Source organism: Gordonia otitidis (genome assembly GCF_020735545.1).
In the GTDB taxonomy this organism is placed as follows: Bacteria; Actinomycetota; Actinomycetes; order Mycobacteriales; family Mycobacteriaceae; genus Gordonia; species Gordonia otitidis.
This window is the reverse complement of sequence record NZ_CP085974.1, coordinates 148,201-173,512: the sequence shown is the minus strand read 5'-3', so window position 1 is coordinate 173,512 and position 25,312 is coordinate 148,201. Positions and strand designations below refer to the sequence as shown.

Annotated in this window: 14 protein-coding genes; 7 read left to right on the top strand and 7 right to left on the bottom strand. The window is 66.7% G+C overall.

Going from position 1 to position 25,312, the window contains the following annotated elements:
- Positions 1-4: 4 nt before the first annotated feature.
- The 3 genes from LK459_RS00775 to LK459_RS00765 all read right to left on the bottom strand — a co-directional run bounded on the left by LK459_RS00775 (position 5) and on the right by LK459_RS00765 (position 4,232).
- Positions 5-1,201: a trans-sulfuration enzyme family protein gene (locus tag LK459_RS00775; RefSeq protein ID WP_227921194.1), complete on the bottom strand. Its 1,197-nt coding sequence runs from the start codon at positions 1,199-1,201 to the stop codon at positions 5-7.
- Entirely contained in the window at positions 1,198-2,361 is a 1,164-nt protein-coding gene (gene opgC, locus LK459_RS00770; protein WP_227921192.1) for an OpgC domain-containing protein, read from the bottom strand. Before opgC ends, LK459_RS00775 begins: the two co-directional genes overlap by 4 nt.
- 83 nt (positions 2,362-2,444) lie before the next feature.
- Positions 2,445-4,232, bottom strand: coding sequence for an AMP-dependent synthetase/ligase (locus tag LK459_RS00765; RefSeq protein WP_227921190.1), 1,788 nt, complete (start codon positions 4,230-4,232; stop codon positions 2,445-2,447).
- A 213-nt stretch (positions 4,233-4,445) separates the two neighbouring features.
- Here LK459_RS00765 and LK459_RS00760 point away from each other — a divergent pair, with 213 nt between their 5' ends.
- The 3 genes from LK459_RS00760 (at position 4,446) to LK459_RS00750 (ending at position 10,946) form a co-directional block, all read left to right on the top strand.
- Entirely contained in the window at positions 4,446-6,203 is a 1,758-nt protein-coding gene (locus LK459_RS00760) for a DEAD/DEAH box helicase (RefSeq protein ID WP_227921188.1), read from the top strand.
- 157 nt (positions 6,204-6,360) lie between these two features.
- A complete protein-coding gene (locus LK459_RS00755; RefSeq protein ID WP_007236854.1) occupies positions 6,361-6,693 on the top strand; it encodes a rhodanese-like domain-containing protein in 333 nt (110 codons plus the stop codon).
- A 95-nt stretch (positions 6,694-6,788) separates the two neighbouring features.
- Positions 6,789-10,946: an AAA domain-containing protein gene (locus LK459_RS00750; protein WP_227921187.1), complete on the top strand. Its 4,158-nt coding sequence runs from the start codon at positions 6,789-6,791 to the stop codon at positions 10,944-10,946.
- A 31-nt stretch (positions 10,947-10,977) separates the two neighbouring features.
- On the opposite strand, the gene LK459_RS00745 is transcribed toward LK459_RS00750, so the two are convergent.
- Both LK459_RS00745 and LK459_RS00740 read right to left on the bottom strand, forming a co-directional pair.
- Positions 10,978-11,802 carry an NAD-dependent deacylase gene (locus LK459_RS00745; RefSeq protein ID WP_227921186.1) on the bottom strand — a complete coding sequence of 275 codons (825 nt, stop codon included), beginning with the start codon at positions 11,800-11,802 and terminating at the stop codon, positions 10,978-10,980.
- The gene (locus LK459_RS00740; protein WP_227921184.1) at positions 11,799-12,248 is read right to left on the bottom strand and encodes an HIT family protein; all 450 of its coding nucleotides are present in this window, start codon (positions 12,246-12,248) and stop codon (positions 11,799-11,801) included. The genes LK459_RS00745 and LK459_RS00740 overlap by 4 nt, the downstream gene beginning before the upstream one ends.
- 497 nt (positions 12,249-12,745) lie before the next feature.
- On the opposite strand from LK459_RS00740, the gene LK459_RS00735 reads away from it, so the two are divergent.
- Positions 12,746-22,009 carry a type I polyketide synthase gene (locus LK459_RS00735; RefSeq protein ID WP_227921179.1) on the top strand — a complete coding sequence of 3,088 codons (9,264 nt, stop codon included), beginning with the start codon at positions 12,746-12,748 and terminating at the stop codon, positions 22,007-22,009.
- 4 nt (positions 22,010-22,013) lie between these two features.
- Entirely contained in the window at positions 22,014-22,406 is a 393-nt protein-coding gene (acpS, locus tag LK459_RS00730; RefSeq protein WP_039994204.1) for a holo-ACP synthase AcpS, read from the top strand.
- 41 nt (positions 22,407-22,447) lie between these two features.
- Here the strand turns inward: acpS and LK459_RS00725 are convergent, their stop codons facing one another.
- Together LK459_RS00725 and bcp are read right to left on the bottom strand one after the other, a co-directional pair.
- Entirely contained in the window at positions 22,448-23,068 is a 621-nt protein-coding gene (locus LK459_RS00725) for a TetR family transcriptional regulator (protein ID WP_039994203.1), read from the bottom strand.
- A 14-nt stretch (positions 23,069-23,082) separates the two neighbouring features.
- On the bottom strand, positions 23,083-23,553 hold the full coding sequence (gene bcp, locus LK459_RS00720) for a thioredoxin-dependent thiol peroxidase (protein ID WP_007239556.1): 471 nt from the start codon (positions 23,551-23,553) through the stop codon (positions 23,083-23,085).
- 249 nt (positions 23,554-23,802) lie between these two features.
- Here bcp and LK459_RS00715 point away from each other — a divergent pair, with 249 nt between their 5' ends.
- Positions 23,803-24,024 (top strand): DUF3618 domain-containing protein, encoded by a 222-nt coding sequence (locus tag LK459_RS00715; protein WP_227921177.1) that lies wholly within the window; start codon positions 23,803-23,805, stop codon positions 24,022-24,024.
- Positions 24,021-25,259 carry a L,D-transpeptidase gene (locus LK459_RS00710; protein ID WP_007239554.1) on the top strand — a complete coding sequence of 413 codons (1,239 nt, stop codon included), beginning with the start codon at positions 24,021-24,023 and terminating at the stop codon, positions 25,257-25,259. The genes LK459_RS00715 and LK459_RS00710 overlap by 4 nt, the downstream gene beginning before the upstream one ends.
- Positions 25,260-25,312: the final 53 nt, after the last annotated feature.

Below are 25,312 nucleotides of genomic sequence, written 5' to 3'. Positions count from 1 at the left end.
GCGTTCAGCTGAACGCCGCGTCGAGTGCCTGTCGTAGGTCTGCAACGAGGTCGTCGGCATCCTCGAGTCCCACCGAGAAGCGCAGATGGCCCCACCGCTTGAAGGGTTCGGGATAGGCAGCGACACGCGGTCCGTCGGTGCCGACGTGCACGATCAGTGACTCGTCGTGTCCGAGGGAGACCGCAGACGTGATGATGGCAAGGTGCGACACGAACCTGTTCTGTGTGGCCGGGTCACCGTCGACTGCGAACGCCATCATGCCGCCGAAGCCGCGACCGTCGAATTGTCGAGCCGCGAGGTCGTGTTGGGGATGCGAGGCCAGGCCGGGGTAGGCGATGAACGCGATACGGGGGTCGTCGTGGAGCATCTGCGCGACCGTCATGGCCGACGCCTGGTGCTGGGCGAGGCGAAGCGGCAGTGTGATCGATCCGCGTGCGATGAGCCACGCGTTGAATGGTGAGATCACCCCGCCGACGTCGACCATGGCCTCACCCTTGATCCGTGCGATGAGGTCGCGGCGTCCGATCACCGCACCGCCCATCGCGTCGCCGTGGCCGTTGATGTACTTGGTGAGCGAGTGCACGACGAGGTCGGCTCCGTCGCGGATGGGTCGGTACAGCGGCGGCGGGGTGAACGTCGAATCGACCATGAGGAGCGCGTCGGCGTCGTGCGCGATGTCGGCGAGTGCTGCGATGTCGGCGACCTTGGTGGTCGGGTTCGCGATCGCCTCGGTCACGAGCAGGCGTGTGGTCGGGCGTATCGCTGCCGAGACCGACTCGAGGTCGGTGATGTCGACGAAGGTCGCCTCGAGCCCGTACTTACGGGGCAGCAACTCCGTCCACAGTTTCCATGTCGCCTCGTAGGTGGTGTCGGACACGATGACGTGGTCGCCGGTGCGCAGCAGACTGAAGAAGACGGCGTGCAGTGCCGCGACACCCGACGCCAGTGCGACGGCGTCCTCACCCTCGTCGAGAGCGGCCAACTTCGTCTGTAGCGCAAGCTGATTGGCGCCGGAGTTGCGGGTGTAGAGCAGTTGATCGGTGCCCGACCAGTCGACGGTCTCCGGCTCGGCAGGCAGATGGTACGAATTGGCCATCGTGATGGGCGTCCGTATGGCCGCGCCGGTGTCGTCGTTTCCGCTGTGTACAGCGCGCGTCATCTCTCCGATGCGTGCGTCTGAGCGAGGTTGCTGCGGGCTCATTTCGGTACACCTCCGGGGACCAGGTCGCGTTCAGGAGTGGTCGTTGCCGGCGAGGCGGGTGCGTCACGAGGTTCGAACGCTGCGCGGTAGGCGATCGCCGGTATCCGATGGAGCTTGCCGACGCCGACAACGCGCCGGAACTCCGCCCACGCCCAGCACGCGCCGAACACAAGCAGCGTCGCCGCGATCGCTGTGGTCTCGTCCCACGGTCGATGAGCGATGTGGATGGGCACGACGATCAGCGCGATCGCCTGGATGACGTACGAGTCGAGACTGCGGGCTCCGGTCATCACCAGCGGACGCAACCAGTCGTGGTGCCACACCCGCAGCAGTGCGCGGAAGATGCCGTAAAGCGCCGGGACCACGACCCACGCACCCAGTGCGCGAGCCGGGGCGAAAGACACCTTGTCGGCGAAATGTGCCTCGAATTCGGCCCAGGGGCCTGTGTCGATGGCGTAGTGGAAGACCATCCACACGCAGGCGGCGACCGCCACGAGCGCGACCAGATATCTGTCGATGAATCGAGCTCCATGCCATCGACGCCAGTTCCACCCGACGATCACTGCCGGGACGAACATGATCTGCCAGGCCGCCCAGTTCTCGGTGCGCGGTGACGCCATCGACTGTGTGAGGAAGAACCAGTCAGGTGAGTGGATCTGCGAGAACACGTACAACACCACCGACGCGCCCAGCACGGTGGGCCACCACCCGCGCGCCAGCAGAGGGAACACGACATACGCCGACGCCATCAGGACCATGTACAGCAACAGGATGTTGCCGCCGCTCGGAAGGTAGTCCATGGTCAACGCCAAGCGGATGCCGTCGGTCCACCCGTCGATCGGGAGGAGCAGCGTCAGCCAGCGGTGGCCGGCCATGGCGGCGGCGACGGCTACCAGCGCGATCGACAATTGGCAGACGTACAGCACGACGATCCGCTTCGTGAGCCGTCGGTAGGCGAACCACATCCCGTATCGGTCGATCCACCGCTGATACACCAGTCCCAGGACGAAGCCCGACAACAGGACGAACGCCGACATCCCGTCGACGTAGGGGAATGCGTGCGTGGGCTCGGCGATGCGCGTCCCGAGCGCGAAGTGGGCGGTGATCATCGACCAGATGGCGACGCCGCGCGTGGCGTCGATGGCGAGATCACGAGTCATGGTCACCCGAGCGTAGAAGACCGCACCCCGCGTGGCCGTGCAGGGCCGCGCGGGGTGCGGTGTGAGTCTCCTCTAGGGCGCGATCACGTGTAGAGGTCGGCGATCGCCTTCTGATGAGCCGAGTGGATGATGTTGCGCTTGAGCTTCATCGTCGGTGTCAGCTCGCCCGAGTCGATGGTGAAGTCCGTGTCCAGAATGCTGAACTTCTTGATCGCCTCAGCCTTGGAGACCTTTGCGTTGGCGGCGTCGACCGCCTCGGCGATCTCCGCTCGCAGTTTCTCGTTGGTTGCGAGGTCGGAGAGCGAGGTGTCCGATGCCAGCCCGTTGCGCTCCAACCACCCGGGAACCGACTCGGCGTCGATGGTGATGAGCGCCGCGATGAACGGCTTGTTGTCGCCGACGACGAGGCACTGACTGATCATCGGATGCGCACGGATCGAGTCCTCGAGCTGGGCAGGGGAGACGTTCTTACCGCCTGCCGTGACGATCAGCTCCTTCTTGCGGCCGGTGATGTAGAGGAAGCCGTCGTCGAGATTGCCCACGTCGCCGGTGTGGAACCACCCGTCACGAATAGCATCCGCGGTGGCTTCGGGGTTGTGCCAGTACTCCGTGAACACCACCGGACCCTTGACGAGGACTTCACCGTCCTCGTCGGCGATCGCGATGGAGACACCCGGGATGGGCCGTCCGACCGAACCCACACGCTGGTGTTCTTCGTTGTTGGCGGTGATCGCCGCAGTCGTTTCCGACAGTCCGTAGCCCTCGTAGACCGGTACCCCTGCACCGCGGAAGAAGTGCCCGAGACGCGCGCCGAGCGGGGCGCCGCCGGAGATCGCGCCGTCGCAGTTCCCGCCGAGAGCCGCGCGCAGCTTCTTGTAGACGAGGGCGTCGAACACTGCGTGCTTGAGCTTCAGCGCGATCCCCGGGCCACCCTTCTCTAGGGCCTCGCTGTACTCGATCGCGGTGTCGGCGGCCTTGTCGAAGATCGACCCCTTGCCGCCGTCATACGCCTTCTGCTTGGCCGAGTTGTAGACCTTTTCGAACACACGCGGCACAGACAGAACATAGTTCGGCTTGAAGGTCCCGAGATGTTCGACGAGGTGCGGGATGTCGCTCGTGTGGCCGACGATGACTCCGCTCTCGAGACTCGCCACCGCGATGACACGGGCGAAGACGTGGGCCAGCGGCAGGAAGAGCAGCGTCGAATTGCCTTCTTCGAGTCCCGATCCGACGGCCTCGCGAGTGGCAGCGCATTCGGCGAGGAAATTGGCGTGGGTGAGGACCACGCCCTTGGGTCGACCGGTCGTGCCCGACGTATAGATCAGTGTCGCGGCATCGGAGGAGACGGTATTGGCATGTCGCGCATCGAGTTCGGCGTCGGGGACGTCCTTGCCGCGCGCACTCAGTTCGTTGATCGCTCCGTCGTCGATGACCAACGTCTCGCGAACGGCGGGCAGCGCGTCGGTCACCTCGCGGAACTTGTCGCGGTGGTTGTCGTCCTCGACGATCAGCATCACGGTGCCCGAGTCGTCGAGGAGGTACTGCACCTGGTCGGGTGCCGAGGTCTCGTACACCGCGACGGTCGTGGCGCCCGCCCGCCAGATGGCGTAATCGAGCACCGACCACTCATACCGCGTGGCCGAACAGATGGCGACGCGGTCGCCCGGCTCGACGCCCGATGCGATGAGCCCCTTGGCGACGGCGTCGACCTCGTCGGCGAAATGCTTGGCGGTCACCGTGATCCACTCGCCCGACGACAGGCGTCGGAAGAGTGGCAGCGTTGGGCGCTCGTCACGGTAACGGAGGAGAGTGTCGACCAGCGTGGCCTTGTCTTCGACGGTCAAATCCGACGGAGTGGCGTACTGCTGCATGTAGGTGGCTCCCTGAAGCGTGTGATCCGGCATTTCGGACATAGGCGAGGTCGGGTGTGATGCCGATCGCGAATGTTGGCACCGAGAGTAGCAGGGTAGTGGTGCGCGTCACATTCGGGTGGAACGATGCCGGTCACGGCCGCGCCGTACGCGAATGCCGCTTTCAGCGGCCTCGCGGATTAGAGTTGAGTCGATGAACGGGACACCCAGACCATGACCGACAGCCCGACCCCCGACGCACCGTCGATCACCTTCGACGATCTCGACATCGACGAGCGCGTACGCAACGCCATTGCCGATGTCGGCTACGAGACCCCGTCGCCCATCCAGGCGGCCACGATTCCTCCGCTCATGGAGGGCCGCGACGTCGTCGGCCTCGCCCAGACAGGCACCGGTAAGACAGCGGCATTCGCCATTCCCATCCTGTCGCGCATCGACCCGCAGATCCGCAGGCCGCAGGCGCTGATCCTCGCTCCCACCCGCGAACTCGCTCTGCAGGTGTCCGAGGCTTTCGGCAAGTACTCGGCGCACATGCCCGACGTGCGTGTGCTGCCGATCTACGGCGGACAGAGTTACGGCGTGCAGCTCGCGGGCCTCAAGCGGGGGGCGCAGATCATCGTCGGCACCCCCGGGCGTGTGATCGACCACCTCGACAAGCACACCCTCGACATCTCCCAGCTCGATTTCCTCGTGCTCGACGAAGCCGACGAGATGCTGACGATGGGCTTCGCCGAGGATGTCGAACGCATTCTCGCCGAGACTCCCGACGACAAGCAGGTGGCGCTGTTCTCGGCGACCATGCCGAGCGCGATCCGACGACTCGCCCAGCGATACCTGCACGACGCGCAGGAGATCACGGTCAAGGCCAAGACCGCGACGGCGCAGAACATCACGCAGCGCTATCTGCAGGTCTCTCACCAGCGCAAACTCGACGCGCTCACGCGTTTCCTCGAGGTCGAGACGTTCGACGCGATGATCGTGTTCGTCCGGACGAAACAAGCAACCGAGGAACTCGCGGAGAAACTTCGTTCACGCGGGTTCTCGGCGGTCGCCATCAACGGCGACATGGTGCAGGCGCAGCGTGAGAGGACGATCAACCAGCTCAAGGCGGGAGGGATCGACATCCTCGTCGCCACGGACGTGGCCGCCCGCGGACTCGACGTCGACCGCATCTCCCATGTCGTCAACTACGACATCCCGCACGACACCGAGTCCTATGTGCACCGCATCGGGCGCACCGGTCGAGCAGGCCGATCGGGCAACGCACTGCTGTTCGTCTCGCCGCGCGAGCGTCACCTGCTGCGCGCCATCGAGCGTGCGACGCGTCAGCCGCTCACCGAGATCGATCTGCCGTCGGTCGACGACGTGAACGCGCAGCGCGTCGCGCGGTTCGCCGACTCGATCACCGAGAACCTGGCGTCGGAGAACCTCGACATGTTCCGGCAGTTGATCGAGAACTACGCGCGTGACAACGACGTGGCGATGGCCGATATCGCGGCAGCGCTGGCCCTCGAGACCCGCGACGGCGGTTTCCTCATGGCACCGGACCCGCCGAAGAGTGAGCGGCCGGAGCGCCGGGAACGGGCACCTCGGTCGGGTGGGGGCACTTTTGCCACCTATCGGATCGCCGTCGGGCGCAAACACAAGGTGTCCCCGGGCGCCATCGTCGGCGCTATCGCCAACGAGGGTGGCCTCACTCGGGGTGACTTCGGCAACATCAGCATCCGCGACGACTTCTCACTCGTGGAGCTTCCTGAGGATCTCGACCGCGACACCTTGGATCGTCTGCGACATACGCGAATCGGCAAGAATCCGATCGATATCCGGCGCGACCAGGGGCCGCCCCGTGCTCGTGGGGGCAAACGCAATGGTCAGGGCGGTGGCGGCTTCAACCGCGACCGTCACGGCAAGCGTGGTGACAGCTGGGGCAAACGCGGCAATCCGCGCGTGGCGGGGCGCGGGCGAGGCTGACACACACGCCTTTTCGGGTCCTTTCCTGAGAGCTGACCGGTGGTGCGGAGGTGGACAGATCGATATCTTTCCGTAACCTTTTTTGAGGGGAAGATGCGTTCTGACCGCACCGGCTCCCATACGCAAGCAGAAGTTCGATTTCAGGAGTGAGTCACCAGTGTCAGTGGTGAGTGCGATTACCGCAGCAGAAGCCATCGATCATGTCGAGCACGGCGACGCCGTCGTCGTCGACGCCCGTCCGCAGGTCGTCCGTCATCAGGGCAGTGTGCCCGGCGCGGTCGTCGTCGACCCGAACGAGGTCGCAACCCGACTCGCTCCCACGCCCACCGGGTCTTTCCCGCTGGTCAGTGATCGCGACACCGAGATCGCCGTCGTGTCGGTACGGTCGCAGGCTCCGCGTATCGCAGAGCAGATCGCAGGCCTGGGTTACACCAACGTGCACTACATCGACGGCGGGTTCCCCGCCCTGCGCGGTACCGCCGGTCGCTGAGCTGCTTTCACGACGGTGTCGTCAACACAGCTGGCTCGCCGGGGCCTTGGTAGCGTTGACGAACTCTGGTAACCAGGCGGGAAGGCAGCACGCGCATGACCAACGACACTCCTGATGAGCGTCGGGATCAGGTGTCGAGGCTGCTCGGCTTCCTCCGCGGCCTGGTGCGTTCGCGGTCGGTGTCGGTCACCGATGTCGACGCCCATCCCGCCGTGTTGTGGGTGGGGAAGTCCACGCCGGTATCCGTGCGCGCGGGAGCGACACCGGGCCGCGCGGTCGTTGCACTCTCGCCCGACGACGACCAGTACGAGCAGTTGTCGGCGATGGTCGACGATCTCATCGCCGAACCGGAGACACTCGAACTCGTCCTTGCCAGTGCACTCGTCACCGTCGTCGACCGTGAGAACGACGCCGAGCCTGTTGTCCGCGAACACCTGCTGACCCAGGATGTCGTCGCCGAGCGCGATCCGGAATCCGGCGCCATCACGGTCTCACTCGGATCCGGCGCCGTCCCGATGATGCATGACACCCACCTGCTCGCGTCCATCGACGGCATCGACCTCTCGGAGTCGATCACACCGAGAGGCCGTGCCGCAGGGCTCACCAACGTCGCGAACCCGGCTGCAGAACAGGTGATCGCCGCGTGGCGCGAGGCCGTCGTCGTCGACGACAACCAGGTGTCGCTGACCGTCGACATGGCGCCCGCCATCGTCCTGCGCAACCGCGGCGCGGGTTCGGCGCTGCGCTTCTACGACGCGATGCTGGCCGCGCTGCGCGACGACGACACCGAGGTGCCGATCGGGCTCGCGCAGCTCGTCGCCCCCATCGAAGCCGCCGACCGGGTGGCGGCCCTGAACCGACCGGGCACCACGCCTGCAACCGAACTCGTGGCCGACGCGATGTTCCCGCTCGCGTCCAACGTCGAGCAGCGTGACGTCCTGGCCCAGTTGGGTGTCGACAGCGGTGTGGTCGTCGAGGGGCCCCCGGGTACGGGTAAGACCCAGACCATCGCGAACGTGGTGTCGGCGCTTTTGGCCAAGGGGCAGCGCGTGCTCGTGACCAGCGAGAAAGCCAACGCTTTGCAGGTGCTGCGTGACCTCCTCCCACCAGAACTGCGTGAGTTGACCGTCTCGCTGGCTGACATCAGCACCGACAATCACGACGCCGTGGTGTCGGGAGTCGAGGCGATCGCCGACCGCAAATCGAGCTTTTCCGCGGGGGTCGCCGACGCGGAGATCGACGACCTCGCATTCCGTCGCGAACAGGCACTCGACCGACGAGAACGTGCGCTTGGGGGCCTCTGGGATCTGCGTACCTCCGAGACCGAGGTGCACGAGTGGGTCGCGGGCGACTACCGAGGCACCGCTGCGGCGGTGGTTCGCGCATGCAATGCCGACGCAGCCCGGTTCGATTGGCTGCCCGGGCCGCTCGAGGGTGCGTTGCCTCCCCTCGACCGGGGTGAGTTCACCCGACTTCTCGAACTGCTCCGCAGAATCGGCGACACCGCCGATCGGCTCGCCCAACGGCTGCCCGATCTCGACGAGTACCTGCCGGACACGATGACGATGGACGCGATCTGTCAGCGCATCGGACATCGACCCGAAGAGCCGATGGTCGGCAGCGGCTCGCTCATGTCGATTCTCTCGGACGTGCGCAGCGAGCCGTTGTTGCGGATCAAGGGCATCTGCGATCACCTCGCTGTCGCGTCCGGTGAGGTGGCGACATTCCCGCCGCTGATCGTCGACATGGCGGACAGGTTGCTCGCGGGCCAGGAAGCGCATCTGTGGACGCGCGTGACCGCACTCTCGTCAGTGATCGCCGATGCCGCCCGGCGCGACCATGCAATCGGGGCGCACGTGGTCGTGGTCGAGAATGCTCGACCTGGCGACGGTCAACTCTTCGCCGCAGCCGCCGCGCACCTCCGTGACGGCGGCCGCTGGCGAGGCCGTCTGTTGCGATCCGAACAGCAACGGGCAGTTGAGGATTCGGGTGTCATCGCCACCGTGGACGGTCGCCGCCCCACTGATGCCGAGAGCCTCGGACTCGTCGCGGATCATCTCGCGGTACTCGACGCCGTGCATCAGGTTCAGCGGGTGCTCGCCGACCTGCACGTCCCGGTCGACACCTCGGGATCGCGATCCAAACAGCTCAACCAACTCGTTCGCCTCGACACCCAACTCTCGTGGGTGTCCGACCTGCTCTCCGCGCGAGATCAGTTGATCCACGAACTGGAATACATCAGCCCCGGTGGCCCTCGGCCGCGCAGCGTCGCCGAGGTGGCAGAAGTCGCACGTGAAGGCGCATCCATCGCCGCAGCCAACGACGCTGTGCTCGCCGAGCAGGAACTGGCCGAACACGCGTACCGGCTGTCCACCGAGGTCGAAAAGGGACCGTCACACGAAGGCGACGCGCTCGTCGCGGCGCTTGCCAACGCCGACGCCGAGTCGATCCGAACGGCTCGGCGCGCCTTCACCGCCGCGCGCGGTGAGTTGCAGGATCAGGCGGCCCTCGATCTACTCGCGCTGCGACTCCGCACCAAAGCGCCGGAATTCTATGCCGCGCTCGCGGACTCGCCTGACGACCCGGCCTGGGACGCGCGGCTCCGCGATGTGGTCGCCGCGTGGGAATGGCGCCGAGCACGCACCTGGGCGGTCGAGCGTAGCGATCCGCACGCAGAGGCCCGGTTGGCCTCCGCGCTTGACGAGGCCGACGCCGATATCGCCCAGTTGACCACCGCCCTCGCGACCGCCCGCGCGTGGCGGGCCTGCCTGGCGCGCACCACCGTTGCGCAGGTTCAGGCTCTGCAGTCCTACCGCGACCACATGATCAATCTGGGCAAGGGATCAGGCAAGCACGCCAATCGCTTCCGAACGGCAGCGCGCGAGGCGATGGAACAGGCGCAATCGGCGGTGCCCGCGTGGATCATGTCGACCAGTCAGGTCGCCGACATGCTTCCGCCCGAACCGAACTCATTCGATGTGGTGATCGTCGACGAGGCGAGCCAGGCCGACATCACCAGTTCGTTCCTGCTCTGGCTTGCACCACGGGTCATCGTGGTCGGTGACGACAAACAGTGCGCCCCGCGCGGTCTGAGCGGCACATCGCTCGACGACGCCTTCGCCAAGCTCGACGCGGAGCTCCCTGATCTCCCGCACTATTTGCGCGACGGTCTGACCCCACGATCGAGTCTGTTCTCGCTGTTGCGCAGTCGATTCGGCCACCTGATCCGGTTGCGCGAGCACTTCCGGTCGATGCCCGAGATCATCGAGTACTCCTCGCGACAGTTCTACAGCGGATCGCCGCTCGTGCCGGTCCGGCAGTTCGGCGCCGAGCGGCTCGACCCGCTGCGCACCGTACGCGTCGACGGTGTGGCGATCGGTCAGGGGCAGTCGCTGGTGAACGAGGGCGAAGCTGCCGCGATCGCGGCGACCGTGCTCGACTGCCTTGCCGATCCGGCTTACGCCGGAATGGATTTCGGTATCATCGCTCTGCAGGGCAGCAAGCAGGTCGACGCGATCACTCGCGTTCTGCGCGACGTGGTCGATGAACAGACGTGGCGTGCACGCCGCATCCGTGTCGGAACGCCGCCTGACTTCCAGGGCGACGAGCGCCACGTCATGTTCCTGTCGATGGTGGTCTCCGACCCCGCGTCGCTGAGTGCGTTGACGCGTGCGGAATCGCAGCGCAGGGTGAACGTCGCGGCCTCTCGTGCCATGGACCAGATGTGGTTGTTCCACTCGGTCGCACTCGACGACCTCGGGACCAACGATCTGCGCTACTCGCTTCTGGGCTACCTGCAGGCCAACCAGGGGCCGACGATCCCACCGATGCCGTCGGATGTTCCCGACGACGAGCGTGTCGAACCGTTCGACAGTCTCTTCGAGCAGCGGGTCTTCAATCGACTTGCGGCGCTCGGCTATCACGTGACCCCGAAAGTCGTAGTCAACAACCGTGTCATCGACCTCGTGGTCATGGGCTCGGAGGGCAGGATGGCCGTCGAGTGCGACGGAGACGAATTCACCTCGACGGGTGCGCAGGCGCGCTCGGACATGGAGCGGGAGCGCGAATTACGCCGCTGCGGGTGGGAGTTCGCGCGCGTGCGTGAGTCGGAGTTCGAGCTCGACGCCGACACCGCACTCACTACGGTGATCGGACTCCTCGACCGTCGTGGAGTCAAGCCGGGGTCTGTGGCGGTGAGCGCCTCGCGCGATGTCGCCGCGTGGGAGCCGATCGATCTGACGGCAGCCGAATAGCGTTCGCGGCTGTGGGGACGTGTCGGCCAACCTAATCGGCTTTGCCTGCGCGTGCTGCGCGCACCCGCTCGATGATGTCGGGTAACCCGCGTGCCGCCGTCGTCCTGATGCTGTGAGTGGCGATGGAACTGAGCCCCGACGGCTGAGGATTGAGTTCGATCACCGGGATGCCACGTGCGGCCGCCCGCTCGGGCAGAGCCGCTGCGGGGTAGACGATCCCGCTCGTCCCCACGACGATGATCGCGTCTGCGGCGTCGAAGACCTGCTCGGCGCGCGCCCAGGCATCCGCGGGGAGTGACTCTCCGAACCATACGACACCCGGACGCACAGGCGACAAGCAGATAGGACACGCGGGCGGTTCGACTGGTCGCTCGTCTGTCGCCGTGGACGGATCGGCGTCGGTTCCCTGGTACGGATGGCCACAGCGTGAGCATCGCGGCGCGAAGAGGCTGCCGTGCAGATGACTGACGACCGTGTTGCCCGCGCGCTCGTGCAGGTCGTCGACGTTCTGCGTCACCACCATCACCGACGGCATGTCGCCCGTGCCGTCGGCCGACTCCGCAAGAGCCGTCAGTGCGACGTGCCCGGCATTGGGTTCTGCTTCGCTGACGAGGTGTGCGCGCCACTGATACCAACCCCACACGAGAGCGGGGTCGGCGTTCCAGGCCTCAGGGGACGCGAGTTGTTCCGGGTCGAAGTTCTCCCACAGTCCCGTCTGGGCGTCGCGGAAGGTCGGCACCCCGCTGTCCGCCGACATTCCCGCGCCGGTGAACACAATGATCCATTCGGCGCCGGCCAGCACGTCGACCGCGGCCTGGGGAATCCGCTCGGGCGCGTCACCCTCGGGCGTGTTCACTGCTGCTCGATGCGTTCGCGGACCGCTTCGCTCACCACGCGTGCCGTCGAGTCGGGATCTCGGACGCGACGGATCGCCAGCGACCGGAGTACGCGCAGTTTGTCCCCGCGATGTCGGGGGATCACATGCAGATGTGTGTGGAACACGGTTTGGAACGCGGCTCTACCGTCGTTGATCACGAGGTTCGCACCGTCGGCACCTTCGCCACCCGGACGCAGGGGTGCGTTTCGCAGGGCGGTGGCCACGAGTTGTCCGGCGCGCATCACCGCTGCACCGTCGTCGACCGAGAGGTCCGCGAGGCCCGTCGAGTGTGTCCGGGGCACGATGAGAACGTGGCCGCGCGTCACCGGCCTGATATCGAGAAAGCCCACCACGTCGTCGTCCTCGTACACCGTGCGGGCTGGTGCGGAGCCGTCGACGATCCGGCAGAACACGCAGTCACTCATCCCTGCACCCTAACGACTCGTGGGGGAGGACTCGACCGCGCCACGAGTTCGCGTATGTCGCAGCCCGCGACACGCAGTGCGCCACGTCACATAACGATTGGATAACGGCGTTGCAGGCCCCGCATTTCGCGCGGGTTGTCGATTGAAACACCCTGCGAACTGGTCGAACGTCGCCACGGCGAACGACGCCTCATGGCGTTCGCCTTGTTACTCGCGGGACTACTCGCGGGTATACCTGACGGTCGGAAACAACATGAGGACTCCCTCACGTTTGTGTGCCATCATGAGTTCCACGTTCATGTCGACGACGTACCAGCGCTGGTTCGTCTGTCGCCCGCCACAGCGTCAAAGGTGTTGCTGGGCAAGCATGTTCGTGAGCCACGTGTGCGCGACCCGGCGTTTGACCCCCCGCCGCCGGGTCGCCACACCGTGCCCGTATCCAGACCCTGAACTCCTGCACCTCACACACGCCGAGTCCCGATCCACGAGGAGAGCCCGTGACCGTCGACCAATTCCGCCCCGGAGCACACGGAACCCGCCCCACCGGCGGACCCGCCGAATCGCTGATGGATCGACTCGCGGCAGGCGAGCGGTACGCAGTCAGTTTCGGCGGACAGGGCGGTCCGTGGTTGTCGACGCTCGCCGAACTGGTCGTCGACGCCGACCTCGAACACAAGCTCGCGACCGCGGTCGCTGTTGCCGAGCGCATGGTCGCACCGGTCGCCGACTCGCTGGAGATCGCTCGACCGGACGGATTCCATCCGCTGGCGTGGGTCAGGGCAGCCGACGCCGGGGAGGAGATACCCTCCGACGCCGAACTCGCCGACTTCGCACTGAGTGGACCAGGTGTCCTCCTGAGCCAGGTCGCAGCCGTCGAGTCGCTCAAGAAGCAGGGCTTCGATGCCGACCTGATCGCACCTGTCGCGGTTGTCGGGCATTCACAGGGATCGCTTGCCGTCGACGCCATTCGGCACGGCGAGAGTGGATGCGGGCAGCTGCTGGCCATCGCGCATCTCATCGCCGCGGCGGGAACCCTCGTCGCCCGCCGCCGAGGGCTGGCGACCACGCCGGACGGCTCGCCGATGTTGTCGGTATCGAATGTGACTCCGGAGCGGGTCGACGAGATCCTGAAGGCCTACCGCGAGCAACTACCCGAGGCCGAGTTGGCCACTGCGCCCGTCATCGCGATCCGCAACAACCGACGTTCGGTCGTATTGTCCGGAGCACCACGACATCTCGCGGCATTCGCCGCCGAATGCGAACGCATTGCGGCAGCTGAGGCCGACGAGCGCAAGCGCAAGGTCACCGGCGGCGCCCCGTTCGCGCCGATCCTCGACGAACTGTCGGTCAGCATCGCGTTCCATCACCCGGGTATGGCCGACGCGGTGGCCCAGGTGCGCGAGTGGGCGCAGGAGTGTGGGATCGACGCCGAACTCGCAGCGCGGCACGCCGAGTCGATACTCGTCGCGCCCGTCGACTGGGTTGCCGACATCGACGGCGTGATCGCCGAGGGTGCCGCGTGGATCCTCGATTTCGGCCCGAGTGATCTCGCAACCCGACTGACCGCGCCGCTCGTGCGCGGGCAGGGTGTCGGCCTGGTCTCGACCGCGTTGCGCGGCGGACAGCGAAATCTCTTCAGCCCCGGTGGGATTCCCGAGGTCGCGCGCCGCTGGTCCGACTTCGCCCCGACGCTGGCTGTTCTTCCCGACGGACGTCGCGTCGTGCAGACGGCGTTCACCCGTCTCACCGGACGCTCTCCGATGCTTCTGGCGGGCATGACTCCGACCACCGTCGACCCTGCGATCGTCGCTGCTGCCGCGAATGCGGGGCACTGGGCAGAACTCGCCGGTGGTGGCCAGGTCACCGAGGAGATCTTCGCGCGTAACGTGGCCACGCTGAGCGACCTGCTCGAGCCGGGCCGTGAAGCGCAGTTCAACGCACTGTTCCTCGATCCGTACCTGTGGAAACTGCAGCTCGGCGGCAAGCGTCTGGTGCAGAAGGCACGTGCGCAGGGAGCTCCGATCGATGGTGTGATCGTTTCGGCGGGTATCCCCGAACTCGAGGACGCTGTGGCCATGGTCGACGAGTTCGTCGACGCGGGACTGCGTTTCGTGGCCTTCAAGCCGGGCACCGTCGAGCAGATCCGGTCGGTGATCCGCATCGCTGCCGAGGTCCCGCAGCATCCGGTCATCGTGCAGATCGAAGGTGGGCGCGCGGGTGGTCACCATTCGTGGGAAGACCTCGACGACCTGCTGCTCTCGACCTACGCGGAGCTTCGCGTCCGTGACAACGTCGTCATCTGCGTCGGTGGCGGAATCGGCACGCCGGAGCGCGCCAGCGAGTATCTGACCGGCACGTGGGCGACGCGGCACGGATATCCGTCGATGCCCCTCGACGGCATCCTGGTCGGAACCGCCGCGATGGCGACCGCCGAGGCGACCACCGCTCCCGAGGTCAAGCAGCTGCTCGTCGACACCGAGGGCGTCGACGAGTGGATCGGTGCGGGCAGGGCTGCCAACGGAATGGCTTCCGGCCGGAGCCAGCTCGGTGCCGACATCCACGAGGTCGACAACGCGGCCTCACGCTGCGGTCGGTTGCTCGACGAGGTCGCGGGTGATTCGGATGCCGTTGCGCAGCGGCGGGACGAGATCGTGGCAGCGATGTCGCCCACCGCGAAGCCGTACTTCGGCGACGTCGACACCATGACCTACCGGCAATGGCTCGACCGTTACGCGGACCTGGCGGTGGGGGACGGTCGTACCGACCATGTTCCGTGGGCAGACATCACCTGGCAGCAGCGGTTCGTCGACATGCTGCAGCGCACCGAGGCGCGCATGCACCCGAAGGATTCGGGGCCGGTGCCCACGATGTTCGCCGATATCGCCACGACAGACGATCCGCATGCGGCGATCGATGCGCTCGGTGGTGTCTACCCCGACATCGAGAGCGACATCCTGCATCCGGCGGACGTCGCCTTCTTCCTCGGCCTGTGCCGCACCCCGGGCAAACCGGTGAACTTCGTGCCCGTCATCGACAAGGACGTTCGTCGTTGGTGGCGAAGCGACTCCCTGTGGCAGGCGCACGACGCGCGGTACGGCGCCGATGCCGTCTGCATCATCCCGGGTCCGGTCGCCGTCTCCGGTATCACGCGCGTCGACGAACCGGTCGGAGCGCTTCTCGACCGGTTCGAGGCCAAGGTTGTCGACGACCTGACCGCCGACGGCGTGACCGCCGAATCCGTCACCGCTCGCAAGCAATCCGGAACGCCGAACGCAGGTCTTCTCGGCGCGGTGCTGAGCGCCGACGACGTCTCATGGGCCGGCCGCATCGTGCCGAGTCCGGTTGCGCTGCTCGGTGATCGCGAGTCGTGGGAGGTGTGCTCGGAGGGCCGGGCCGAACATGCGGCGACGGGCGCCGTACTCGAGCACCACGGTGAGGACAGGTTCGACCTCGTGGTACCCATCTCGGGATCGTCCGTACGCATTCCGTTGCGTGTCGACCGCAGCATCGCCGACGGGGGCAGTCCGCGCGTCGAGCGGGCCGATGCCGCGGGAGCGATGCGTGAGATCCTCACCGTGGCCGCAGGCGGACGCCTCGCCGAGGTCGTCGACGGTGTCGCGATCACCCGCGTCGACTGGAGCGGCGACGGCGTCTCCGACCACGCCGTGGTGACCGCCAACACGCTGCCCGCACAGCTGCATGCTGTGACGCCGTCGCAGCCGTTCGGATTCGCGGTGCCCGATACGCTCGTCGGTGCCTGCTGGCCGAGTGTCTTCGCTGTGATCGGCGCTGCCACCACCGACGACGGGGTGCCCGTTGTCGAGGGCTTGCTCGATCTCGTCCACCTCGACCACACCATCGAGATACTCGGCGCGATCCCCGGGCAGGACACAGAACTCACCGTGGTCGCGCGCTCCGGCGCTGTGCGCGACACCTCGGTTGGACGAGTCATCGATGTCGACGTCGAGATCTCGGGTCCCGACGGCGACATCGCCCGCATGGCAGAACGATTCGCCATCCGCGGTCGTGTCGGTGACGCCGACCTCGACGATCCGCAGCGCGCCGGGGGCGCGACCCGAGACGAGTCGACGGCAACCCGCAAGCTGCTGCGTACCGCCACCCTCACCGCCCCGACCCGTATGGGTGCGTTCGCAGTGGTGTCCGGCGACCGCAATCCGATCCACACGGATTCGTCGGCGGCCAAACTCGCCGGGCTCGGCGAGCCGATCGTGCACGGGATGTGGCTGTCGGCAGCTGCCCAGCATGTGGTGACCGCAGCCGATTCGCGTAACAGGGTTCCGTCGCCGCGACCGATCATCGGGTGGACGGCGCGATACCTGGGAATGGTTCGTACCGGCGACGCGATCTCGGTCCGCGTCGACCGCGTCGGACTCGATCACGGCCGCGAGGTCGTCGAGGTGACCTGCAAGGTCGGCGACACTCTGGTGATGAGTGCGACGGGTCTTCTCGCCGCGCCACGCACCGTGTACGCATTCCCGGGACAGGGAATCCAGAGCAAGGGCATGGGGCTCGACGCCCGATCGCGCTCCAAGGCGGCCCGGGCGATCTGGGATCGCGCGGACAAGCACACGCGCACAGCGCTCGGCTTCTCGATTCTGGCTGTCGTGCGCGACAATCCGACGACCCTGGTGGCTAATGGCACGACCTACAACCACCCGGACGGCGTGCTGTACCTGACCCAGTTCACCCAGGTCGCCATGGCGACGCTCGGTGTCGCGCAGATCGCGGAGCTCAAGGAGGCCGGCGGCTTCGTCGACGGAGCGATCACCTGTGGACACTCGGTCGGTGAGTACAACGCGCTGGCCGCATGCGCGGGAGTTCTTCCCCTCGAAGCGGTACTGGAGGTGGTCTTCCAGCGTGGTGAGGCCATGCACCATCTGGTTCCCCGAGATGATCTCGGACGCAGCGACTATCGCATGGCGGCGATTCGTCCCAGCCAGTTCGGTCTCGCCGACGCCGACGTCGAGTCATTCGTCGGGGAGGTCGGGGAGTCGATCGGCGAGTTCCTCGAGGTGGTCAACCTCAATCTGCTCGGCTCGCAGTACGCGATCGCGGGCACCGTGCGCGGCCTCGAGCACCTCGAAGCCGAAATCGAGCGTCGTCGAACCGAATTCGGTGGCAAACGATCCTTCATCCTCGTCCCCGGGATCGACGTCCCGTTCCACTCGACGGTGCTGCGTGCCGGAGTACCGGAATTCCGGGGCAAGCTCGACGAACTGCTGCCCGAGCGTATCGACCCGGACATCCTCGTCGGGCACTACATCCCGAACCTGGTGCCGCGCCTGTTCACCCTTGACCGGGCATTCGTCGAAGAGGTTGCGGCCCTGGTGCCGTCCGAACCGCTCGATGCCGTCCTCGCCGACTGGGACGCCCGTGCAGCCGATCCCGCAGGCCTCGCACGAGTCCTGTTGATCGAATTGCTCGCCTGGCAGTTCGCGAGCCCCGTGCGCTGGATCGAGACGCAGGACCTCCTGTTCGGCGGGGCCGAGCGTGGCGGGTTGGGCATCCAACGTTTCGTCGAGATCGGGCTCAAGGGCGCACCGACGCTCGCGGGCCTGGCCACCAACACACTCAAACTCGACGACTACAGCTCTGCGACAACGGAAGTGGTGAATCTGGAGCGCGACTCCGATGTCATCCTCGCCAAGGACGCCGGCCAAGAACTCGACGACGAGCCCGTCTCCGAAGCCCCTGCGCAGGCCGCTTCCGAGTCCGCTGCTTCCGAGTCCGCAACACCCGCGCAGGCTGCCCCGTCAGCTGCTGCGCCTGCCGCGCCTACCGCGCCTGCGGGTGCGCCACGGCCCGACGACATCGCCTTCGGCCCGTCGGATGCGGTGCGTGCTGTTGTGGCGCTCTGGACCAAGATCCGCCCGGAGCAGATCGGTGCCGCCGACACCATCGAGGCGCTGTGCGACGGCGTGTCGTCGCGGCGCAACCAGCTGCTCCTCGACATCGGCGGCGAGCTCGGGCTCGGCGCGATAGACGGCGCCGCAGAGGCCGACATGGTCGCACTCGCCGCGACGGTCGACAGCCTCGCGCGGGGCTACCGACCGTTGGGTGCTGTTCTCACCGACGCGGTCTCCGACCAGGTACGCAAGGTACTCGGCCCCGTCGGCAAGCGTCAGGCATACATCGCCGATCGGGTGACCGGTGTGTGGCAACTGGGCTCCGGTTGGGGTCTGCACACCACCGTCGCACTCGCGCTCGGCACGCGCGACGGGGCTAGTGTCCGCGGCGGCGAGCTCGGCGACCTGCTCGATGGCCCGCTCGCGAACACCGACGCTCTCGACGCGCTCATCGATCGTGCAGTCGCCGCGGTAGGGGCCTCTCGTGGAATCGCGGTCGCCAAGCCGGCGTCGGAGAGCGGTGGCGGCGCAACGGTCGACGCCGCCGCACTGGGCGAGTTCACCGAGCAGCTCACGGGACGCAGCGGTGTGCTGGCGTCGGCCGCCTACACCGTGCTGGCCAAGCTGGGACTCACGGAGGACGAGACCGCACCCGAACTCGCCGAGAGTGTGGATTCCTCGCTCGCCGAGCGTGTCAGCGCAGAACTGGGGTCCGATTGGGCGCGGACAGTCGCGCCGGCGTTCGATGCCGACAAGATCGTGCTGGTCGACGACCGGTGGGCGACGAGTCGTGAGGACCTGGTGCGCATCTGGCTGACCGCCGACACCGATCTCGACGACCACGACGCCGTCGTCGACTCCTTTGCGGGTGCGGGACAGACCGTCGCGCAGCACGCCGCGTGGTGGCAGGGCAAGGCCCGTGCCGCGGGAGAAGCCGTGCACGCGCAGATCTTCGGCGCGATCGCCGGAGCAGCCGAGGTGCCGGGAGCGGGTGAATGGTCCGACGAGGTCGCCGTGGTGACCGGCGCGGGCAAGGGATCGATCGCCGCGGGTGTGATCGCAGGGCTACTCGCGGGCGGCGCGACGGTGATCGCGACGACATCGAAACTCGACTCCGACAAGCTCGCCTTCTACAAGAAGCTCTACCGCGACAACGCACGCCACGACGCCGCACTCTGGGTCGCACCGACGAACATGGCCTCCTACACCGACGTCGACGACCTCGTCGAATGGGTCGGCAGTGAGCAGACCGAGAACATCGGTGGCACAACGGCTGTGATCAAGCCCGCCATGAAACCGACGCTGCTGTTCCCGTTCGCCGCCCCGCGGGTCGCCGGAGACCTCACCGATGCCGGCGCTCGTGCGGAACTCGAGATGAAGGTACTTCTCTGGTCGGTCGAGCGGCTCATCGCCGGACTGTGTGCGATCGGCGCGGACCACGACATCGCAGCCCGCCTGCACGTCGTGCTCCCCGGATCGCCCAACCGCGGCATGTTCGGTGGAGACGGAGCATACGGAGAGGCCAAGGCTGCGCTCGACGCACTCGTCACGCGCTGGTCGGCGGAGGAATCCTGGGGCGCGCGAACCACTCTCGCGCATGCGCTGATCGGTTGGGTGCGCGGCACCGGACTGATGGGGCACAACGACGGCATGGTCGCTGCCGTGGAGGCCGCGGGTGTGCAGACGTGGAGCACCGACGAGATGGCGGAGAACCTGCTCGGATTGTGCGTTCCCGAGCAGCGCATCGCTGCCCGTGACGCGGCGATCCTGGCCGACTTCACCGGAGGACTCGATCCCTCCATCGACCTCAAGGCATTGGCCGCCGATCAGGAGACCGTCGAGGGATCGGCTGAGGCGGACGACGTCGAGACTGCCACGGTCGCGGCGCTGCCCGCCCCGGCACGGGCTGTCACGGGTATGGCCCCCGCATGGCCATCGATCGACGCCGCGCCCGAGGACCTCGTGGTCATCGTCGGTGCGGGTGAGCTCGGACCCTACGGTTCGTCGCGCACCCGATTCGAGATGGAGGTCGATGAAAAGCTCAGCGCCGCAGGTGTGTTGGAGCTCGCGTGGAACACCGGTCTCGTTGCCTGGGATGACGCGCCCAAGCCGGGCTGGTACGACACCGAGAGCGGTGACCCGGTCGACGAGGCCGACATCGCCGAGCGCTACCACGACGAGGTGGTGGCACGGTGCGGTATCCGCCGCTACGCCGACGACGGTGCGATGGTCGACAACACGTCGCCGCTGCTCACGTCGATCTTCCTCGACGAGGACCTCAGCTTCACGGTCAGTTCCGAGGACCAGGCACGAGCATTCGCTGCCGCCGACCCCGACAAGACACGGATCGCGCCGATCTCCGACACCGGCGACTGGCGGGTCACGCGTCTGGCCGGAACCGAGATCCGCGTACCCCGCAAGTTTGAACTCAGCCGGACAGTCGGTGGACAGATCCCGACCGGATTCGACCCGACCCGTTGGGGCGTCACGCCGGACATGGTGGAGTCGATCGACCGGGTGGCGCTGTGGAATCTCGTCGCGACCGTCGATGCGTTCCTGTCCTCGGGATTCACCCCGTCGGAACTGATGCGTTGGGTCCATCCCGGTCTGGTGGCGAACACGCAGGGCACCGGTATGGGTGGCATGACCTCGATGCGGGAGCTGTACGTCAACACCCTCCTCGGGGAGGCGAAAGCCAACGACATCCTGCAGGAGGCACTCCCCAACATCGTTGCCGCACACGTCGTCCAGTCGTACGTCGGAAGCTACGGTGCGATGATCCATCCGGTCGCGGCGTGCGCGACGGCCGCGGTGTCGGTCGAGGAGGGCGTCGACAAGATCCGCCTCGGCAAGGCGATGTTCGCCGTGGCAGGTGGATTCGATGATCTCGGGATCGAAGGCATCGTCGGGTTCGGCGACATGTCGGCCACCGCGGAGTCGGCGAAGATGGCTGCCCGTGGGATCGACGAGCGGCGCTACTCGCGCGCCAACGATCGCCGACGCGGCGGGTTCGTCGAATCAGCCGGTGGCGGAACGATTCTGCTGGCGCGGGGCGACGTGGCTGCGCAGTTGGGGCTGCCGGTGCTGGGTGTGGTTGCCTGGGCGCAGAGCTTCGGCGACGGGGTGCACACGTCGATTCCCGCGCCGGGACTAGGCGCGCTCGGAGCCGCCCGCGGTGCCCTCGGGTCCCCGCTGGCGAATGCGCTGAACGCGCTGGGGGTGACCGCAGACGACGTCGCGGTGGTGTCCAAGCACGACACCTCCACGCGCGCCAACGATCCCAACGAGTCCGAACTGCACGAGCGGCTCGCGGACGCGATCGGCAGGACGCCGGGAGCGCCGTTGTTCGTCGTCTCGCAGAAGTCGCTCACCGGCCACGCGAAGGGCGGTGCCGCGGCGTTCCAGCTCATCGGCCTCTGCCAGGTGCTGCGCGACGGCGTGATCCCGCCCAACCGCAGTCTCGACTGTGTCGACGAGCAGATGCGTGAGTACCCGCACCTGGTGTGGGCGCGTGAACCGCTCGCTCTCGGTGATCGATTCCCGCTGAAGGCAGGCCTGCTCACCAGTCTCGGATTCGGTCACGTATCGGGCCTGATCGCTGTCGTGCACCCGGAAGCCTTTGTCGCAACGCTGGATGCGGAGCAGGCACAGGAGTACCGCGAGCGGGCCAAGCGTCGTGAGCGTGATGGGGCGCAACGTCGTCTGGTCGCGATGTGTGGTGGCGAGCCCGCATATCGACGCCCCTCGGGTCGTCGTCTCGACGACACAGTCGACGAGCACGACGCGGAAGCCGGTGTGCTGCTCGACCCGGCAGCCCGCCTGACGGCCGACGGCGCGTACGGCGCAGCCGTGTCCGATGGCGCCCACGGCACAGCAGTATCCGATGGGGTCTGACGCGATGGCGGTACTCGGGGTGGGGATCGACGTCGTGTCGATCCCGGAGTTCGGTGACCAACTCGACCAGGTGGGCACCACATTCGTCGAGAGGTTCACGGTGGGCGAGCGGCGCGACGCGGCAACCGGCACGGGTGAGGACGCCCGCCATCTCGCCGCACGATGGGCGGCGAAGGAGGCGGTGGTCAAGGCGTGGTCGGTGAGCAGGTTCTCGCGTTCGCCACTACTGCCGCTGATCCGGCACAGCGACATCGAGGTCGTCACCGACACCTGGGGCCGACCGGCGATTCGATTGTCAGGCGAGATCGCCGAGCATCTCCGGGATACGACAGTGCACATCTCGCTCACGCATGACGGGGATACCGCTGCGGCAGTGGCGATCCTCGAGGGGAGTTGAGCCCGCGGGCGAGGCAGCGCGAGATCGTTGCGCCGCGGGACTCAGTTCCCGGTCGATTCCTCGAGGAGGAGGTAGCCGGCGAGCATCCGCTTGAGTTCGTCGACCGTCGCCGAGTGGTCATGCCCGTCCTGTACCGAGAAACTCAGCAACGAATAGGCAGTGTGTACGAGGACCTGCGCCATCATCTCTCGCCTGATGGTCTGCGACGGCGTCAACGGGGCAAGCAGGCGGGCGACCTGCTCGGCGAGCACCCTCTCGTTGAGCGTCGCGGTGGCCCTCGTGGCAGGCGTCGATTGGACGGCGAGCCACACCGCGCGTCGCGACGGATCGTCCCGCCAGAGTGTCGCGAGGTGGTCGAGGAACTTCTCGAGCAGATTCGGCCACTCGAGCGACGGCACCTCGGACGCGAACGCGGTGAGTTCTTCGCGAACCCCGACCGTGTCCTGGCGGTCGAGTTCGCACACGATGACGTACTTGTTGGCGAAGTACTGGTAGAGGGTTCCGATGGGAACGCCGGCACGCAGGGCGATCTCCTCGCAGGTGAGTGATTCGAACCCCACCTCTGTCAAGAGATCTCGCGCCGTGGCGAGCATCGCGGAGAACTTCCGCTTGCTGCGCTCCTGCGTCGGGCGCTTGCGGGGGACCAGCGGCTGGGGACCCACCGACGCGTCGGCGTTCACACCGACAGGTCGCGCCTGAGCTTGGCGACGTGTCCGGTCGCACGCACGTTGTACTGCGCGAGCGCGATGGTTCCGTGGTCGACGAGGAACGTCGACCTGATCACTCCGGTCACGGTCTTGCCGTAGAGCTTCTTCTCGCCGAAGGCGCCCCACTCGGTCATGACCTCTTTGTCGGGATCGGACAGCAGGGGGAATGTCAGACCCTCGGCATCGGCGAACTTCGCCAGCTTCTCCGGCTTGTCGGGGGAGATGCCGATGACGGCGATCCCCTCACCGGCCAGTTCTCCCAGGTTGTCCCGGAAGTCGCATGCCTGCTTGGTGCACCCCGGTGTCGACGCCGCGGGGTAGAAGTAGACGATGACCTTGGAGTCCTCGTAGTCCGAGAGTGATACCGACGATCCGTGCGCATCGGTGAGTGTGAACCCGGGCGCGGTGTCGCCGACGGCAAGACGGGATGTGCCAGACATGGGGGTCAGGCTAACCGATGAAGCAGGTCGGCCGGGTAATCGACCCGCAGTCGGGCAATCCGGGCATCGGGGCGGCGGCCGCGCGCGGGACGAGGCTCACGACGGCGTGATGACGTAGTCTCGACGTATCGTCTGCTCCGTCGACGCGTTCGTGACCGGCTCCGGTTCCCGCGCGCGTCGGCGGTGTCATGCGGAAAGGCGCGGATCGGCTGGTCCGCAAGTGGAGTTCGACAGTCTGGGAGGACAACTGTGGCCGGCGATACCGACCGTATCGAGCAGGACATCGTGCAGGCGCGCGAGGACCTGGCCAATACACTCGATGAACTCGCTGTCCGGGTGAGCCCGGAACGGCTCGCAAGTGACGCGAAGTCCAAGGCCCTCGCGTTCGTCAACAAACCCGTGGTCAAGGTGTCACTGGCCGTCGCGGGTGCTGTCGTGTTGGTGATCGTCGCCCGCAAGGTGATCGCGTGACTCGTGCCCGTCTCCTGGGTGGGTTCGGTGAACGGATGTCCCGGGGTTCGCGTGGACGTCGTGTAGGTGCTCTGGCCGCAGCTGGGCTCGTCGTCGTCAGCGCGGCGGCCTGCTCGCAATCACCCGAGTACCCCGAGACCGTCACCAACGCTCCCGCTCTGCAGTCGTTGGCGCAGCCGACGATCTCCGTCACCGGCTGGCGCGATCGACCGATGTCCGATCACGCGGTCGGTGTCATGCCCGGCGCACCGGTGAAGGTCGCCGCGCAGAACGGCAGCCTCACGTCGGTCGTCGTCTCCGGGCCCGACGGCCCTGTGCAGGGCACCGTGTCGCCCGACGGCGGCACGTGGGTCTCGAACCAACCGCTCGACTTCGGCGGTGACTACACGCTCACCGCTGCGGCGAAGGGCGTCGAGGGTGACGGCGCGCGAAAGATCAGCTTCACCACGGCGTCCGCTGATTCGCTCGCATCCGCGTCGTCGGTGGTCCAGGACAACGAGACGGTCGGCGTGGGCCAGACCGTCGCGATCAACTTCGACACCCCGATCACCGACAAGCTCAATGCGCAGCGCGCGATCTCGGTGACCACCGACCCGCCGGTCGAGGGCGCGTTCTACTGGCTCAACGACAGCATGGTGCGCTGGCGCCCCGAACATTTCTGGACCCCGGGCACGAAGGTGCACGTCGCCGCGAATATCAAGGGCATCGACCTCGGTGGCGGCGTCTACGGCAGCAACAACCTCGACACCAACTTCAAGGTGGGTCGGAGCTTCGTCGCGGTCGCTGACGACAAGAGCAAGAACATCACGATCTCGGTCGACGGCAAGGTCGTCAAGACGATGCCGACGTCGATGGGGAAGGATTCGACGCCCACCAACAACGGCATCTACATGGTGGCCGAGCGGGAGCCGAGCGTGATCATGGACTCCTCGACGTACGGCGTCCCGGTCAGTTCGCCCGGCGGCTACCGCGAGACCGTGTACGACGCGACGCGAATCTCGTTCAGCGGCATCTACGTCCACTCGGCGCCGTGGTCGTTGGGAGATCAGGGAGTTGACGACGTCAGCAACGGATGTCTCAACGTCAGCCCCGACAACGCGGAGTGGTTCCTCAACCACGCGCTCCGCGGCGATGTCGTCATCGCCAAGAACACCGTCGGTCCACCGCTGCCCGGTGATGACGGCCTCGGCGATTGGAACGTCCCGTGGGCTGTCTGGAAGAAGGGCAACGCATGATCGTCCGTGCGAGAAAAGGCCGAGAAGAGGCTCTGAGCAGGCGATTTCACTTC

What these genes read in the sequence shown, in the direction of transcription:
- LK459_RS00775 (WP_227921194.1), bottom strand. Translation starts at nt 1,201, where the DNA reads ATGAGCCCGCAGCAACCTCGCTCAGACGCACGCATCGGAGAGATGACG.
- opgC (WP_227921192.1), bottom strand. Translation starts at nt 2,361, where the DNA reads ATGACTCGTGATCTCGCCATCGACGCCACGCGCGGCGTCGCCATCTGG.
- LK459_RS00765 (WP_227921190.1), bottom strand. Translation starts at nt 4,232, where the DNA reads ATGCAGCAGTACGCCACTCCGTCGGATTTGACCGTCGAAGACAAGGCC.
- LK459_RS00760 (WP_227921188.1), top strand. Translation starts at nt 4,446, where the DNA reads ATGACCGACAGCCCGACCCCCGACGCACCGTCGATCACCTTCGACGAT.
- LK459_RS00750 (WP_227921187.1), top strand. Translation starts at nt 6,789, where the DNA reads ATGACCAACGACACTCCTGATGAGCGTCGGGATCAGGTGTCGAGGCTG.
- LK459_RS00740 (WP_227921184.1), bottom strand. Translation starts at nt 12,248, where the DNA reads ATGAGTGACTGCGTGTTCTGCCGGATCGTCGACGGCTCCGCACCAGCC.
- acpS (WP_039994204.1), top strand. Translation starts at nt 22,014, where the DNA reads ATGGCGGTACTCGGGGTGGGGATCGACGTCGTGTCGATCCCGGAGTTC.
- bcp (WP_007239556.1), bottom strand. Translation starts at nt 23,553, where the DNA reads ATGTCTGGCACATCCCGTCTTGCCGTCGGCGACACCGCGCCCGGGTTC.